General features: G+C 43.8%; 14 protein-coding genes, 1 tRNA gene and 1 pseudogene. 11 read left to right on the forward strand and 5 right to left on the reverse strand.

The genetic code is table 11. From position 1 onward, the window contains the following. Positions 1-3: 3 nt before the first annotated feature. Positions 4-501: a hypothetical protein gene (locus MHH46_RS06580; RefSeq protein WP_076125480.1), complete on the forward strand. Its 498-nt coding sequence runs from the start codon at positions 4-6 to the stop codon at positions 499-501. A gap of 17 nt (positions 502-518) precedes the next feature. Beyond that, a complete protein-coding gene (locus tag MHH46_RS06585) occupies positions 519-1,610 on the forward strand; it encodes a DUF4097 family beta strand repeat-containing protein (protein ID WP_076125478.1) in 1,092 nt (363 codons plus the stop codon). 76 nt (positions 1,611-1,686) lie between these two features. On the opposite strand, the gene MHH46_RS06590 is transcribed toward MHH46_RS06585, so the two are convergent. Beyond that, the gene (locus tag MHH46_RS06590; RefSeq protein WP_076185414.1) at positions 1,687-2,667 is read right to left on the reverse strand and encodes an aldo/keto reductase; all 981 of its coding nucleotides are present in this window, start codon (positions 2,665-2,667) and stop codon (positions 1,687-1,689) included. A gap of 226 nt (positions 2,668-2,893) precedes the next feature. On the opposite strand from MHH46_RS06590, the gene leuB reads away from it, so the two are divergent. The 5 genes from leuB to MHH46_RS06615 all read left to right on the forward strand — a co-directional run bounded on the left by leuB (position 2,894) and on the right by MHH46_RS06615 (position 8,438). Further along, positions 2,894-3,976, forward strand: coding sequence for a 3-isopropylmalate dehydrogenase (gene leuB / locus MHH46_RS06595; protein WP_036680106.1), 1,083 nt, complete (start codon positions 2,894-2,896; stop codon positions 3,974-3,976). A gap of 181 nt (positions 3,977-4,157) precedes the next feature. Next, positions 4,158-4,697, forward strand: coding sequence for a peroxiredoxin (locus tag MHH46_RS06600; RefSeq protein ID WP_036680102.1), 540 nt, complete (start codon positions 4,158-4,160; stop codon positions 4,695-4,697). Positions 4,698-4,922: 225 nt separating this feature from the next. Further along, complete coding sequence (locus MHH46_RS06605; protein ID WP_036680100.1) at positions 4,923-5,330, forward strand: hypothetical protein; 408 nt, start codon at positions 4,923-4,925, stop codon at positions 5,328-5,330. A 391-nt stretch (positions 5,331-5,721) separates the two neighbouring features. Next, the gene (locus tag MHH46_RS06610) at positions 5,722-6,825 is read left to right on the forward strand and encodes an ATP-binding protein (RefSeq protein WP_076192990.1); all 1,104 of its coding nucleotides are present in this window, start codon (positions 5,722-5,724) and stop codon (positions 6,823-6,825) included. A gap of 107 nt (positions 6,826-6,932) precedes the next feature. After that, complete coding sequence (locus MHH46_RS06615) at positions 6,933-8,438, forward strand: leucyl aminopeptidase (protein WP_179086310.1); 1,506 nt, start codon at positions 6,933-6,935, stop codon at positions 8,436-8,438. Between the two features lie 98 nt (positions 8,439-8,536). Here MHH46_RS06615 and MHH46_RS06620 read toward each other — a convergent pair whose 3' ends face one another. From MHH46_RS06620 to MHH46_RS06635, 4 genes are all read right to left on the reverse strand, one after another. Beyond that, positions 8,537-8,683, reverse strand: coding sequence for a hypothetical protein (locus MHH46_RS06620; protein ID WP_172628785.1), 147 nt, complete (start codon positions 8,681-8,683; stop codon positions 8,537-8,539). A 103-nt stretch (positions 8,684-8,786) separates the two neighbouring features. Continuing rightward, positions 8,787-8,966 carry a FeoB-associated Cys-rich membrane protein gene (locus MHH46_RS06625; protein ID WP_038569228.1) on the reverse strand — a complete coding sequence of 60 codons (180 nt, stop codon included), beginning with the start codon at positions 8,964-8,966 and terminating at the stop codon, positions 8,787-8,789. Between the two features lie 44 nt (positions 8,967-9,010). Next, positions 9,011-11,023 (reverse strand): ferrous iron transport protein B, encoded by a 2,013-nt coding sequence (feoB, locus tag MHH46_RS06630; protein ID WP_076192988.1) that lies wholly within the window; start codon positions 11,021-11,023, stop codon positions 9,011-9,013. Further along, positions 11,020-11,262, reverse strand: a complete 243-nt coding sequence (locus MHH46_RS06635; protein ID WP_036680093.1) for a FeoA family protein — start codon at positions 11,260-11,262, stop codon at positions 11,020-11,022. Before MHH46_RS06635 ends, feoB begins: the two co-directional genes overlap by 4 nt. Before the next feature lie 238 nt (positions 11,263-11,500). Here MHH46_RS06635 and MHH46_RS06640 point away from each other — a divergent pair, with 238 nt between their 5' ends. The 4 genes and pseudogenes from MHH46_RS06640 to MHH46_RS06655 form a co-directional block, all read left to right on the forward strand. After that, complete coding sequence (locus MHH46_RS06640; protein WP_170914180.1) at positions 11,501-12,460, forward strand: aldolase catalytic domain-containing protein; 960 nt, start codon at positions 11,501-11,503, stop codon at positions 12,458-12,460. A 244-nt stretch (positions 12,461-12,704) separates the two neighbouring features. Then, positions 12,705-14,831 (forward strand): bifunctional diguanylate cyclase/phosphodiesterase, encoded by a 2,127-nt coding sequence (locus MHH46_RS06645; protein WP_076192986.1) that lies wholly within the window; start codon positions 12,705-12,707, stop codon positions 14,829-14,831. 64 nt (positions 14,832-14,895) lie between these two features. Continuing rightward, a tRNA-Gly gene (locus MHH46_RS06650) sits at positions 14,896-14,969 on the forward strand. A gap of 147 nt (positions 14,970-15,116) precedes the next feature. Next, positions 15,117-15,380 (forward strand): annotated as a pseudogene (locus tag MHH46_RS06655) (cation diffusion facilitator family transporter); the annotation flags it as partial. Between the last annotated feature and the right edge of the window lie 185 nt (positions 15,381-15,565).

Raw genomic sequence — 15,565 nt, forward strand, 5'->3', positions numbered from 1 at the left:
ATTATGATTAAGAAGAGACGTTGGCTCACTTTTATGCTGGCTATGATACCTGGAGTAGGTCATTTGTACTTAGGCTTTAAAAAGCAGGGTTTACAGTTTATGATCGGGGCCTCCTTATGTATAATGTTTATTCCGTCCGAGCCCTTGATCTTCCCGTTTGCCCTGGCGGCGCTGTGGTTTTATCAGTTGTTTGATGCCCTGCAGAAGGCGGCTTGGATGAAAATAACTGCTGCTGAACACGAACGAATGATGTTTCATCCAGACAGCTTCGGAGCCCCTTGGACCATGGGGATGTCCTCTATGCCTGGATATCCACATGAAGAGATCAATCCAGCTTGGGTGGGAATCGGCTGTGTTGTTGCTGGGTTCCTTATGTTGGTAATCACAGCTTTCCCTACCCTTTGGGATATGCTGACTGAGATCAACATCGGTACGATCTTATTATCAGTGGGTCTGATTGCGTACGGACTGAAGATGTTAAGGAACAATACGAGAGCATAAGAAACGGGGATTTAACTATGGGGAGATGGAAAATAGGAAGTTTCACAGCAGCCTTGGGCTGCATTGCCCTTGGTGTCATTATCGTGATGGCTCAGTATGATATGATCAGCTATGAGGTGCTTGGTTTTTTATGGCCGGCGTTGTTGGTCTTATTCGGACTTGAGATGTTGATTAGACTTTTTATCAAATCCGATGTCAAAAGCCGTGTAAGCGGCTGGGCCATCCTGTTAATTATTGTGCTGATCGGAGCAAGTGGTGCTCAGACAGTAATGGCCGGAGGTTCACTCAGCAATCTGATCGGTAATACACATCTAACTCCGCTTAGTGGGAATGTGGAAGTGAAAGAGAATATTACGACGCTCAAAATCGTACTTCCAAGTGGAAAAGTAAAGGTTGAGGGTGTAGCTGGAAGCTCTTTGGATTATGAGGGAAGTTTACTGCTGCCTGGAAAATCGCAAAGTGATGCTGAAAGTGCATTAGAAAAGAAATGGAAGGTTAGTACTGAAGGAGATACACTGATTATGGAGCTCGATACCGATCATAATTGGTTCTCTAACATTCAGTTTGGATTCAATACCAAAAGTCCTTATTTAAATATAAGTGCACCCAATAACCTTGCTGTTGAGGTTGAGACAAGTGATGGCTCTATAGAAGCCTGGAATCTTAAGTCAGGTATAGAGGTTGAGACAAGTAATGGTGCATTAAATATTCATGATATTGTCGGCGAAGTGGATGCGCATACCAGCAATGGGTCACTATCCGTACAGAATATCCAAGGTGAAGTTGAACTTGTGAGCTCTAATGGAGCCATAGTATTGGATAACATTGATGGGGCGTTGTCAGCCAAGAGCAGCAATGGCAAAATTACTATAAACTCAGCAGTGACCGGAAACTGGAAATGTACATCCAGTAACGGAAAGATTATAGTGGGCTTACCGGCCGTGTCGGATGCGAAGATTATTGCAGATACAAGTAATGGCTCGCTGAAGGGGAATGTACCCTGGGATCGGGACGGCGATAGCTATGGTACCGCTGTGCTTGGTAAAGCCACGTATACTGTGGATTTAAGCACGAGTAATGGAAGTGTGACCGTGGACACAGCTGAATAAGTATGAGTAAAAGGGAGCTGAGGCTTCAGCGAATGGATTCTGCTGAGGCCTCAGCTCCTTTTGTGATAGAACTTACCTACCAAGCATAGGCTTTAGGGGCTTCACCGCCGGGTCCAGGGAATATTTCATCTAGTCGTTTAAGCACAGCTTCATCTAGTACAATCTCAAGACTGCGCAGCGCACTCTCAAATTGCTCCAGTGTGCGGGGGCCGATAATAGGAGCTGTTACAGCAGGATTAGCCAGTAGCCAAGCAAGAGCGACATTATCCTGTGGTTCTCCCAGCTCCATACATAAGCTGGCAAAAGCCTCAAGCTGGCTCTTGTGCTGCTCTACACGATCTGCATTTCCGCCACTTCGGCTGCCCTCTATTTTTTTGAGTGCATTTCTTCCGAGCAGACCTCCATCGAGTGGGCTCCAAGGAATAATACCTAGCCCCAGATGGCGAGCGGCTGGCAAAACTTCAAGTTCAGGAAGCCGACAGGTCAGACTGTATTTATGCTGCTCTGAGACTAGTCCAAGAAAACCACGAGCCTTAGCTTCTTGTTGAGCTACGGCGATATCCCAGCCTGCAAAGTTACTGGAACCGACATAACCAATCTTGCCTTGACTCACAGCCAGCTCGAAAGCCCCCCAGAGCTCTTCCCAGGACGTACTGCGGTCTATATGATGCATCTGGTACAATTCAATATGATCGGTCTGAAGACGCTGCAGGGACCCTTCAAGATGGCGGCGAATGATATATGAGGATAATCCTTCTTCATCATTAGGACCATCAAGCTTATCATTCATGGCTCCATAAACTTTGGTGGCTAGTACAACCTTTTCCCGCCGCCCGCCGCCTTGTTTAAACCAGCGTCCGATAATGGTTTCAGTCAGGCCAGAATTTTCGCCCCAGCCGTAAATGTTAGCGGTATCAAAAAAATTAACACCTGCATCCAGTGCAGCGTCCATGATGCGGAAGGCTTCTTTTTCATCCGTCTGTGGGCCAAAATTCATCGTTCCCAGACATAGGCGACTGACCTTCATGCCGGATTTGCCAAGCTTTGTATAATGCACTTCGCATTCACTCCTTTGATAGATGACTTCATAGTAATTGTAAACATCTTCAGAACTAAGAGCAAATATGCTCAGCATTCACGGTAGTAGTCTGATTCTCACTGTTTATAGGCTATACCTATCAGCTCAATAGAATCTATATCTTTGTCCTTTACGACTGGGTATGATACAACAATATAAAGAAGAACTATGTCTGTTAGAGCAGAAAACTTGAGGAGTGACTGAGATGAGTGAAGTTAAAAAAATCGCCGTTATCGCAGGGGACGGTATTGGACCAGAAGTTGTAGCAGAAGCGGAAAAAGTATTGAAAGTAACAGAAGAAGTATTCGGTTATGCCTTTGAAACAGAGCATGCATTATTTGGCGGTATCGCTATAGACGAGAAGGGCACTCCGCTGCCGGAAGATACACTTGAAATCTGTCGTAGCGCAGATGCTGTGTTATTGGGTGCTGTTGGTGGACCGAAATGGGATAATAATCCAAAGGAGCTTCGTCCTGAAACCGGACTGCTCGGAATTCGCAAAGCACTGGGGTTGTTCTCCAACCTGCGTCCAGCTGTCGTATTTGACTGTCTTAAGGATGCTTCGACTTTGAAGCCTGAAGTCCTGGAAGGCACAGATCTTATGGTAGTTCGCGAACTGACTGGCGGGATTTATTTCGGAGATAAATTGCGCCGTCAAGGAGAACATGGTGAAGAAGCTGTGGACACCTGTGTATATAACGTAATGGAAGTAGAACGAATTGTCCGCCAAGCTTTTGAAATTGCCGGCAAGCGCCGCAATAAACTGGCGAGTGTTGATAAAGCGAATGTACTTGAAACTTCACGTTTGTGGCGTGAGGTTGTGAATAAGATCGCTCCAGAATATCCGGAGGTAGAGGTAGAGCATGTACTGGTTGATAACTGCGCAATGCAGCTGCTGCGCCGTCCATCTAGCTTTGACGTTATCGTTACTGAGAACATGTTTGGTGATATCCTGAGCGACGAGGCTGCTATGCTGACAGGTTCTATCGGTATGCTTGCTTCGGCTTCGATGGGTGACGGCAACTATGGTCTCTACGAGCCCGTTCACGGCTCTGCTCCTGATATTGCCGGACAAGGGCTTGCGAACCCGATCGCAACAATCTTGTCGCTGGCCCTTATGTTCCGCTTAACCTTTGGTTATGAGGATGCTGCTGCTGCAATCGAAGCTGCAGTTGCTGCAGTATTGGATGCAGGGCACCGTACAAGTGATATCGCCGTGGATAAGAGCAAAGCGATCAGTACAACTGAAATGGGCGACCTGATTGTTGCAGCAATCCGCAAAGCCTAATCTTCTATTTATAATAATTATAAATAAATAATTGATCTAATCTTGACTTTGATTTTGTGCGATGATACCATTTGTTTAGTAGACAAGATATTATCGATTTCTGCAAATTTCAATATATTTCAGTATATTGAGAGATACAAATGGTACTTTTTCTTACATAATCAGAGGGAGGATTCTAGCAATGGCGGAACGTTTAGTAGGTAGACCGGCTCCCGATTTTACTATGGAAACCGTATCAGGTGATGGTAAGGATTTTGGTAAAGTAAGCTTGTCTGATTATCGTGGCAAATGGCTTGTATTCTTCTTCTATCCGCTTGATTTCACATTTGTGTGTCCAACTGAAATCACAGCTCTCAGTGACGCAGCAGCACAGTTTGAAGCACTTGATACAGCGATTCTCGGCGCAAGCATCGATTCGATCCACAGCCACAAAGCTTGGATCAATACCCCTAAGGATTCTAATGGCCTGGGTCGTTTGAATTTCCCGCTTGCAGCTGATATTACGAAACAAGTCTCTAAAGACTATGGCATTCTGATTGAAGAAGAAGGTATCGCATTGCGTGGTTTGTTCATAATCGATCCTGAAGGCGAATTGAAATATCAAGTCGTTAACCACAATGATGTAGGCCGCAGCGTGGAAGAAACACTTCGTGTTCTGCAAGCCTTGCAATCTGGTGGTTTATGCCCAATGAACTGGAAGCCGGGAGATAAGAATCTGTAAATTTTAGACCGTTATCATAGTGATCCTTGATATTCTGATTTCTACCTCCTTGCAGAAAATTTTCTGTAAGGGGGTTTTTTGCTCCAAAAGATCTTGTATATCTAAATAGATTTGAAAATAGGCGCGAAAAGTTATATTATGTCCTCGAGTGGAGGAATCTCCATTGGGGTAATGTAATACAATAATAAACAATCAAAGGGTTATTTCTAAGGAGGGCGAACAAATATGAGCTTTTGCTGTGGAGCGAGTATGGTAGGAACAAAGGGGACCCTAAAACATTATCGCACGCAAGTCCATAATGTTCCCCTGCTTTTTTGTCCGGTATGTCATCGTGTGGAGGTTCACTACAAGGTCGAGAATGAATATGAGATCTTAGCGGAATATGCACATGGAGATGGTGTTACCGACGTGGACTTTCAGGACTATGTCATGGAAGACGAAACTGCAATATTCGAGAACGTCATTAACGTCGAGAGTGAAGATCCTCTAGCCGTTGTACGCAATCAAATCGATATGGCGCTTGACCTGCTAGCTGTAGCCAAACAGATTGAGGATACCAAGTGGGAACGGGAATTGAAAAAAAGGTTAGCTGTGATGAGTCAGCGCCGTCTACGCCTGCAACAAAAGGCATAAGTTTATTACTAATTTTTTGGGCATGCCCCATTTTTCCATGTAAGCCTCCGCAATCGCGGGGGCTTTTTAGCTTTTTATAATCCTTTTTAGCTTTTCGTGATCCTTTTTAGATTGTTTTAAATCATTTAGGCGAATAAATAGCGATAAATATAATTTGATGTGATGTTTCATATGTCTTTGGAATCATTTTATGAATTTTTTTACCATTCGACAGTTTCTCCGATTGCGTTGTCTAGTTCTCTTGGATATGATTGGAATATAATTGAACCGGTTGGAAAAAGTGCAACGATTACCGAATGTTCTGGCGGCTTCGTCATACACTCAAATACATAGTAATTTGATGTCGCTTAAGCGTCTTCGTCAAATGCAGTAAAAGGGGGAACTTCGTATCGTGATTAGCCAATATCAAGAAAGTCTTCTATTACCGGGAAGAACCTATCAAACTGGACCTGTGGATACTACATACGAGGATGTTCTAGAGAATATTGACAGCGGAATCATGCTTTTTGATGAAGAGGGAGTTATAAGTTTTGTAAATAAGCAAATGTACGGGATGCTTGAGCTTACCCGTCACTCTCTTGTGGGCTGCACATTTTCCCATCTGCTGTCTAATGTTCGACTGAGCCGTTCCAAGAAAAAACAAGTACTGCAGAGCTACAGAGAGATGGTATACAAAGGAAAATTAAATTATGAGTTTCTAGACGAGTATGGCCGTTACTGGAAGGTTACTTTATGCTGCGGAGAGCAAATGAAAGGCTGTTATTTGTTCACTGTCAAGGAAATCTCGGATTATAAGTTAATCGAACAAACGGCTTACCAGAACGATAGCTTGGCTATGCTAGGCAAATTATCCGCATCTATTGCCCATGAAATCCGGAATCCGTTGACCGCGATCCGGGGATTTATTCAACTGCTTCATCCATACTTGCATCAACTGGGGAAAGAGGAATATGCCAAGATTATATTGGCCGAGATCGATCGTGCGAACGATATTATCCATGAATTTCTGTCCTCCTCTAAGCCGTCAGTTCCGCAGGTGGGGATGATACCCGTGTCCGCATTGCTCAAGGAGGTTGTTCTCCTTACAGAGAGCGAAGCTTTAATGAAGGGCTGCCAGATCAATCTTCATCCTCTTCAAGAGGATATGGTGATTTCTGGCGATGTCAAACAGATGAAGCAAGTTGTGCTTAATATGATTAGAAATGCAATGGAGGCTGTAGCGGATCGAGAAGATGATTCGATGGGGAAAATCGAGGTTGGTGCCCGCAGAGAAGGCTCTGAGGTCCGTATGTTCATATCTGACAACGGTAAAGGAATGGATATTCGTACACTGGACAGGTTATTTAATCCTTTCTTTACTACCAAAGAGAATGGTACAGGATTGGGTCTTTCCGTAAGTGACCGCATCATCAAAAATCATGGCGGATGCATTTCTGTTAGCAGCAGAGTCAACGAGGGTACTCATTTTGTGATCTCTTTGCCATTAATCCATTAGAATAAGTAATAAGAGGCTGATCCCTGCGGATAATACAGATGCGGAGATCAGCCTTTGCTTATGTTACAATGGGTGTTGGTTTGGGGAAACAAATGGAGGGAATCACAATGAATATAGAATACAACAGTGGTGTTGCCAACAATGTGCAGGGTGATGCCCTTATCCTTATTATTTCTGAGTCTGAGGTCGAAAATGGAGGCTTTTCCGAGGGCTGGGATGACAGAATTCGCCTATTGGGAAAGGCAGGTTTATTTAAAGGCAAGCTTAATCAGACTTATGTACTACCTGCTGAGAATTCATCTGGTTGTCCTGTTGTTATTTTGGTTGGCAGGGGGGACCAACTTCTCACGACTGAGGATCTAAGGCAAATGGGGGCTCAGACAGCCCGTGCAGCACTTCGTTTGAAGGCGCTCAAGCTGGTATTTGAAGTGCCGGAAAAATTACAGGAGCTTACCGTAGAGAAGGATGTGACTTCTATTGCTTATGCGCTGACGGAGGGGCTAATGCTTGGTTCCTATCGTCGGGCTACCTATAAGCAGGTGCAGTCTTTTTATACAGGCCCAACAGCAGTTGTTTTCACTATAAAAGAGAAATTAGAGGGTACTGCCGGGCGGGATTGGACTCAAGGCATTCAGAAGGGGCTAGCTTTCGGTGAGGCCACGAATTTGGCGCGGAGCTTGACCAACATGCCTGGTAATCTATTGACTCCCTCAGACCTTGCTGTGGCCGCTATAGAGGTTGCTGAGCGATATGGCTTTCCTTCTGAGGTGCTGGATGAACGGGAAATTGAGCAAAAAGGAATGGGCGGATTGCTCGCCGTCGGAAAAGGAAGTGTAAACCCTCCACGAATGATCGTCATCCGTTATCAGGGGACAGGGAATTGGGATAACGTAGTGGGGCTTGTAGGGAAGGGAGTTACCTTTGACACCGGCGGGATCTCCTTAAAAAGAGCATCAGGTATGGAAGAGCTGATTAGTGATATGGGAGGGGCAGCGGCAGTACTCGGAGTAATGGAGGCACTTGGCCGCTTACGTCCACGAATTAATGTCGTTATGGTTATTCCTTCTGCGGAGAATATGCCATCGGCCAATGCTTTTAAGCCTGGAGATGTTATTACCTCCATGAGCGGACGAACGATAGAAGTGTTGAATACCGACGCTGAAGGCAGAATTGTCCTGGGAGATGCTCTGACTTATGCTAGGGAATGGGGAGCGAAACGTATTATCGATGTAGCTACGCTGACAGGCGCTGTGTTGTCCACTTTGGGAGATATAGCAACGGGTGCTGTGACTAATGATGAAGCGTTTCTGGAGCGATTTCTGGCCGCTTCAAGCTATTCAGGGGAAAAGGTCTGGCCGCTTCCGGCATACCCGGAATTTCGTGAGATGCTAAAGAGCGAGGTTGCCGATATCCGTAACACTGCTGGAAGATATGGTGGAGCTACTACAGGCGGATTATTTGTAGGTGAGTTTGCTGAGGGCTTGCCATGGATTCATCTAGACATTGCTGGCACTGCATATGTATCTAAAGAACGTGGAGTTAATCCTAAGGGAGCAACAGGTGTCATGGTTCGTTCTATCATTCAGTGGCTGCTGAGCGAAAGCGAGATCTAAACATCCGGGGAGCTGTCCGTTCTAAACAACAAGGGGTGTTCCCTAAACCAGAGTCTGGTTTAGGGAACACCCCTTTATTGAAATCCAAGAGCAGAAGCTTAAACAGTACCACTGGATTTTTTTGCCTTCGATTGGGAAGTGTAGGATTGAATGCCGTTCATAATTTTATCGCGAGTTCCCTTATTCTTCAGTAAATATACTGCTCCCAATGCGACTGTTGTAAATAATGTCTTTTTGGTATTCATAGGAATTACCTCCTTGGTATTGTCTGTAGTTGCTTATAACAAACATACCCGTTAGTTAAGGAGGCTAAACGATAAATCTCTATTTATTGCTCGTTTTACAAGCTTACTTCTTGTTGTTAACCGGTGTTGAACAACAAGAAAGAGGGGAATCCATCGATGCTGCCGAGCAGCTTTTTCCTTTATCACAGCCTGCACAAGCGCCCTGCTTCCCCTTTTGCACATGTCGATAGATGGTCCAGCCAGAATAACCGAAAATTAAGGCGACAATCACAACATTTATCATAATGGTACCCCACTTTCATCATGAGAATCTTTTAATTTACAAGTCTACGACCATCCTAATAACCGTCCGCCTTGAAAAATAATTAAAGATACGATATACGCCAGAACGAGAGAATACCCCATGGAGAAGAAGGTCCATTTCCAAGATGCTGTTTCTTTTTTGATCACCCCTACAGTAGCCAAACAAGGAATATATAGCAGGATAAAGGCCATAAAGCTGATCGAACTCAATGGTGTGAAGACTTGAGAAATTTGATTTTCTAAACCAGCAGCATCTGGTGCATGATAGATGATATTCATGGTAGAGACTACGACCTCTTTTGCCAAAAAGCCCGGAACCAATGTAGAGCCAGCCTGCCATGTTCCGAAACCAAGCGGTGCCAGTAGCGGTGCGATCATACCTCCAAACTTAGCCAGGAAGCTGTGATCCATGTCCACATCAAACCCGCCAGGACCCGCATAAGACATAAACCAAATAATTGCTGAGCCTGCAAGAATAATAGTTCCAGCTTTTCGCAGGAAACCTTTGCCCTTTTCCCAAGTGCTGCGCGATAAGGTCTTGATCTGCGGCATACGATAAGGTGGAAGCTCGATCATGAAAACTGAGGATTCATTTTTGAATAAATATTTAGAGAATACCTTACAAAGAATCAGCGCAAACACAATACCCATCACATACATGGACAGAACTGCTACGGCCTCTTGCGCCGGGAAAAATACTGCTGCGAATAAAGCGTAAACAGGCAGTCTCGCAGAACAGGACATCAGTGGCATTAGCAAGGTGGTCAGCATTCGGTCTTTGGGCTGTTCGATGCTGCGCGCCGCCATTATGGCAGGCACATTGCAGCCGAAGCCAATGATGAATGGAATAAATGCTTTTCCGTTTAGTCCCATACGTTCCATCGTGCTGTCCATTAATAAGCAAACCCGAGCCATGTATCCTGAATCCTCCAAGAAGGAAATGATCAGGAAGAGAATGAAGATTTGCGGGACAAAGACGAGGACGCCCCCTACACCGCTAATTAATCCATCGACGATCAGGGCATGCGTGAAGCTGGATGCTCCAAGCGTCTGTAGCAGGGAATTGGCTCCATCACTAATCGGTCCGGAGATCAGGCCATCGAGGAGATCTGATAGAGGTCCGCCAACCCAGTCAAATGTGGTCTTAAAGAGAGCATACATAAAGAAGATAAATAAGGGCAGTCCTAGAAAACGATGCGTCAATATGGAATCTAATCTTTCTGTTAAGTTATGAGGCTTCTGCGTTGTTGTATCAAGTACAACCTCACAAATGGAGTGGATATAATCCATCCGCTGTGAGCGAATCCATTGGGGGAGCGTCAGGGCCAGCTTTTTGATCTGTAGCTCACTCTGACAGGATTCACAGATGTTTAGCAGGCGAGAGGTGTCCATACGTGTCTTTAGAAAATGAAGAATAACCGGATTCTGCTCCATAAGCTGTAGAGCAATCCAGCGGTGATTGGGTAAGTCCTTGATAGGAAGTAATTCCTTTTCTATAGAAGATATCGCATGCTCTACAATCTCACCATAGTTCAACTTGAACTTTACAGCGGGAATCGCAGAGGATTTCTCTAAAATACTGAGGACTTGTGCGCAGCCTTTTCCCGTTCTTGCAACAAGCGGGAGGACAGTTATACCCAGTCGTGATTGTAAGACTTCATGATTGATGCGAATTCCACGTGCATTGGCGACGTCAATCATATTCAGTCCGAGTAAGGTAGGTTTGCCATACTCAAGTAATTGAAGCGTGAGCAGCAGATTTCGTTCCAGCTGTGAAGCATCCACGATATTAATTAAGGCTTCAGGAGATTCTTCTATTAAATACTGGGCAGCAACTCCCTCATCACGTGAGAGTGGGTGCAAGGAATAGATGCCCGGCAAATCAATGAGCTTGCCAGCGCCGTTCTTCAGGCTGCCGATCTTCTTTTCTACCGTTACCCCTGACCAGTTACCAACATATTCGTATGAGGAGGTCAATGTATTGAAGAGAGAGGTTTTACCTGTATTGGGGTTACCTACAAGTGCTATTGAACTCAAGACACGTTCACCTCAATCAATGAAGCTTCCTTCCGGCGGATGGCGAACAGTTGTCCATTGCATTCCAAGGTAATAGGTCCTAAAAAAGGTCCTTTTCCTTTCAGGCGAATGCTCACACCCTCGGACACTCCAAGATCAGCCAGACGACGACGCAGGATGGGGTTGATTCCTTCTATTTTATGAATATATCCGGTCGAACCCGGTTGTAGTCGCAGTAATGAGCAAGAGGTAGAAGCCATTTTTATCCCTCCAAAAGAGACTGATAATCAATCTCAATGATTTTCTTGTAATGTAGCATTTTTAGGGCTTATTTACTGTGATCATTGTCGCTGACACGATGTGGTAATAGCATTAAAGAGAAGAAGATGAAATTCCTTTACATTTTATTCTTCATTAAAGTATGATTATACGATATAAATTGCATAGTAAAGCTATATTCGCGGTTATAATGATTGCAATAGTTGAAGGGAGATAATTATGAAGACTAATCAATGTAAGATTGTTGACTGCACCATCCGAGATGGGGGCCTAGTGAACAACTGGGATTTTAGTGTGGAATTTGTACAAAACTTATATGCCGGCTTGAATGAAGCTGGTGTTGATTATATGGAAATCGGTTATAAAAATTCACCAAAATTGCTCAAAGGAGCAGAGGGTGCCGGACCATGGCGTTTTCTGGACGATGATTTCCTGCGTAAAGTGATTCCGCAAAAAGGTCACACCAAGCTATCTGCTTTGGTTGATATCGGCCGCGTGGATGAGAATGATATTTTGCCCCGCAGCGAAAGTATGCTGGATTTGATTCGTGTGGCATGCTACAGCAAAGATGTAGAGAAAGCCTTGCAATTGGTACAAACTTTCCATGATCTAGGCTATGAGACAACGATCAACATTATGGCTTTGTCTAATGTTATGGAGAATGAATTGTTGGAAGCTTTTGAAATGATCCGTGAGAGCGTTGTTGATGTGGTATATATTGTAGATTCATACGGCAGCTTGGATCATAATGACATGAATTATCTGGTTGAGAAGTTCAAGACACATCTGCCAAACAAACGTCTAGGCGTACATACTCACAATAATCTTCAGTTGGCGTTCTCCAACACGTTGATTGCTGCTGAGAATGGTGTAGAGTTACTGGATGCTTCTTGTTATGGAATGGGACGAGCTGCAGGAAATTGCCCTACAGAGCTGTTAGTAACTCATTTGAAGAATACACGTTACTCCTTGCGCCCTGTGCTTGATATTATTGAACGCCTGATGATTCCTTTGCGTGAGAAAGAGGAGTGGGGCTATATCATTCCTTATATGATCACAGGTACACTTGATGAGCATCCACGTTCAGCAATGGCACTTCGTGCATCTGCAGACAAGGATAAATCCGTTGATTTTTTTGATAAGCTTACAACACCAGAAGTAACCTTTGGTGACAAATAAACTTGAGTTTCTTAGAAGCACTGAACCCTTTCGTAGGGGGAAGTGCTTTTTTGGTTGCCTGCTAGCAGAAAATGGTTTATATTTATGCAAGATTTATGAATATATAACTTATAAACGCGCCTTCCATTTGAATGCCCATAAAAGAAATGTAACTTAAAAGTCCTATCCCGCCGATATTTATACATAGGACATAACTATACTTGAATGTTAATTAATAGATATTATTTTCAGACGCGAGGGACTTATGAGACAAGAAGAGAAAAAGACAATTCAAGCAGCTGCTGTAGGCGCCTTGCTGTTCCTTTTAATTCAAATTTTCCATACATCGCTTAACCGATTGGACGATTGGGATATTATTTCTTCTCTCTATCTCATTGTCGGCTGCTGTAATGTTGCTTTTGGATTTGCAATATTTGCACAGGGCTGGTTATTCTTCTCTAGCAGATTATCTAAAGGAAGATTATATGCCGCTGCTCTTTTTGGTGGAATATGTATTATTGATTTCTTGCATACACTGGGTTTTGTCGGCGTCCCGTTGATTTCATCATTCATAACTTTTGAAGAATCGTTGTGGCTGCGAACCCTCTCACGACTAATCAGCGGTTTAGGAATGTTGTTTATTTTTAGCAGGGAAGATAAGCCCGTGTCTGTCTCTGAAAAAAGAAAATTGTTTAGAATAGCCTTCATGTTGATTGTGCTTTCCATTGTTTTGTTTATTTTCAGCCACTCGGCATTGCCTCAGTTATTAACTAAGCCTTGGATGAATCCATTGAAGCAGATTGCTGATTTAGCAGTTCTTTTTGTTTACTTGGCAGGTGTTGCGGTTATTGTATTTCCTGAAAAAAGTGAAAAGTCAGCCTCACTGCTTATTATTATTCGAGCACTTATCTTTTTCTCTTTGGGCCAAGCCTTTTTTATGAGTCCATTCAGTAGTGGCAATATAGATGATCTTTTTGGAATGGTGTGTAGCGGAGTTGCTTACTACTTGCTGCTTACCGGAGTATATCGTCTGACGATTGAAGAACCTTTTTACGAAAAGCAGTTGGCTGAGGAGCGGATCAATTATTTAGCCTATCATGATGATTTAACGGGACTTCCCAATAGACGTCGTCTGACGCAGCGTGTAGAAGAGATGATTATTGCTGGAGAGAAGAAAACGAGCGATAAATTCTCAGCGTTAGCTATTATGAATATTAATCATTTCAAGAATATAAATGACTCCCTGGGCCATTTTGCCGGAGACCATTTACTGAAGCTGGTGTCTGAGCGCCTTGTGAATGAGGCCAAATCTACTGAAGAGCTTTATAGTATGGGGGCGGATGAGTTCGCTTTTCTTATGATGGAGAGAGCAAGTCTTGGAGAATGTTTGGTACGAGCTACGGAGCTGCATCGATTGTTTGAGGTACCTATTGCCTTAGAGTCGGGGGAGTACCATATTTCGCTTAGTATGGGGTTAAGTATTTATCCCGGTGACGGTGAAACTGCGGAACATCTAATTCAGAATGCTGATACGGCTGTACATAATGCCAAGGAACAGGGAGTGGAAATTCGCCGGTATATCCCAGCTATGCAGATGAAAGCAAAGGAACGTCTAAAGCTGGAAAATGACCTCCGCAGAGCGCTTGAACGCAATGAATTCTTTCTGGTGTATCAGCCAAAGGTTTTATTGGAGACGGAAGAGATCGTAGGAATGGAAGCTCTGCTCCGCTGGAATCATCCGAAACGTGGTCTGGTCTCTCCGGCGGAATTTATCCCGTTAGCTGAGGAGAGTGGACTCATTGTTCCGATTGGGGAATGGGTACTCAAAACAGCTTGTCTGCAGAATAAAAAATGGCAGCTGGCCGGCTATGTGCCGATTTGCGTCTCCATCAACCTATCTATGCGGCAATTCCTTCAGCCTAATCTAGCAGGGAGGATTCATACCATCTTAACCGACATTGGATTAGATCCGTGTTATGTCGACCTTGAGATTACTGAGAGTATGACCTTGGATAAAGAAACAGCCTTTGATCAGCTGAAGCGTCTGAAAGAGCTTGGTGTCTTCATCAGTATTGACGATTTTGGTACAGGCTACAGCTCCCTGCATTATCTAAAGAACATGCCGATCGACAGATTGAAAATAGACAGGTCGTTCGTATCAGAGGTTATGGAGGACAGCAACAATGCTGCTATAGTCTCTACAATCACTTCTATGGCGCATCATTTGAAGCTGAAGGTTACGGCTGAGGGTGTTGAGAACAAGGAGCAGCTGCAGTTTTTGCGTGAACAGCATTGTCATGAAGCTCAAGGATTTCTGTTCAGCAAACCTATTCAACCAGCAGAGTTTGAGGCGATATTTTTAAAAAAGGCACCCCTCGGCGCTTCCCTGTAAACTAAAAAAATGTTGATTTTTACTTGTAGGGATGATACAATATCTCTTGTATTCAATTTCTAGTGCGGGTGTAGTTCAATGGTAGAACTTCAGCCTTCCAAGCTGATAGCGTGGGTTCGATTCCCATCACCCGCTCCATAATTCAAACTTCCAAATCCTTGCGATGCAAGGGTTTTTTTATATCCCATCAGCCTATTAATGGTTGGTGGGATTTTTTTGTTTATGCTATTTGCCTAATGGAAAAACTTTAATATAGCGTACTTTTAAGAAAAGGTTGTGAAACTTTTGAATGGTGCAAAGATTGCGTTCCTATCTGTACTTAGCAATACATTTATCGTTTCTTTAAAGCTTATGGTCGGAGTACTTACAGGTTCAGTAGCAATTATCTCGGAAGCGATCCACTCCTCCTTAGATGTAGTTGCTTCGTTGATTGCTGTTTTCTCGGTCCGATGGTCGAGTCGCTCTGCGGATAAAGCTCATCCTTATGGTCATGGCAAAGTGGAGAATATCTCAGGGACGATTGAAACGTTGCTTATTTTTGTAGCTGGAGATATTACATGAAGGCTAATAATGGTGATTAAGCACAGAGTTTCTCTGCTATTTCAATATTTTGTATTAAGTGATATGGTGATTATATCTCTTTTATATTCATTCTATATGGGGGACGGATAATGATCGCTTATTTAAGACCTTTAATAATAAGTAGCTCAGTTAAAAGCCTGATTTTTCTTTTA

This window comes from Paenibacillus sp. FSL H8-0175 (genome assembly GCF_045040615.1).
GTDB classification, from domain to species: Bacteria; Bacillota; Bacilli; order Paenibacillales; family Paenibacillaceae; genus Paenibacillus_AQ; species Paenibacillus_AQ odorifer.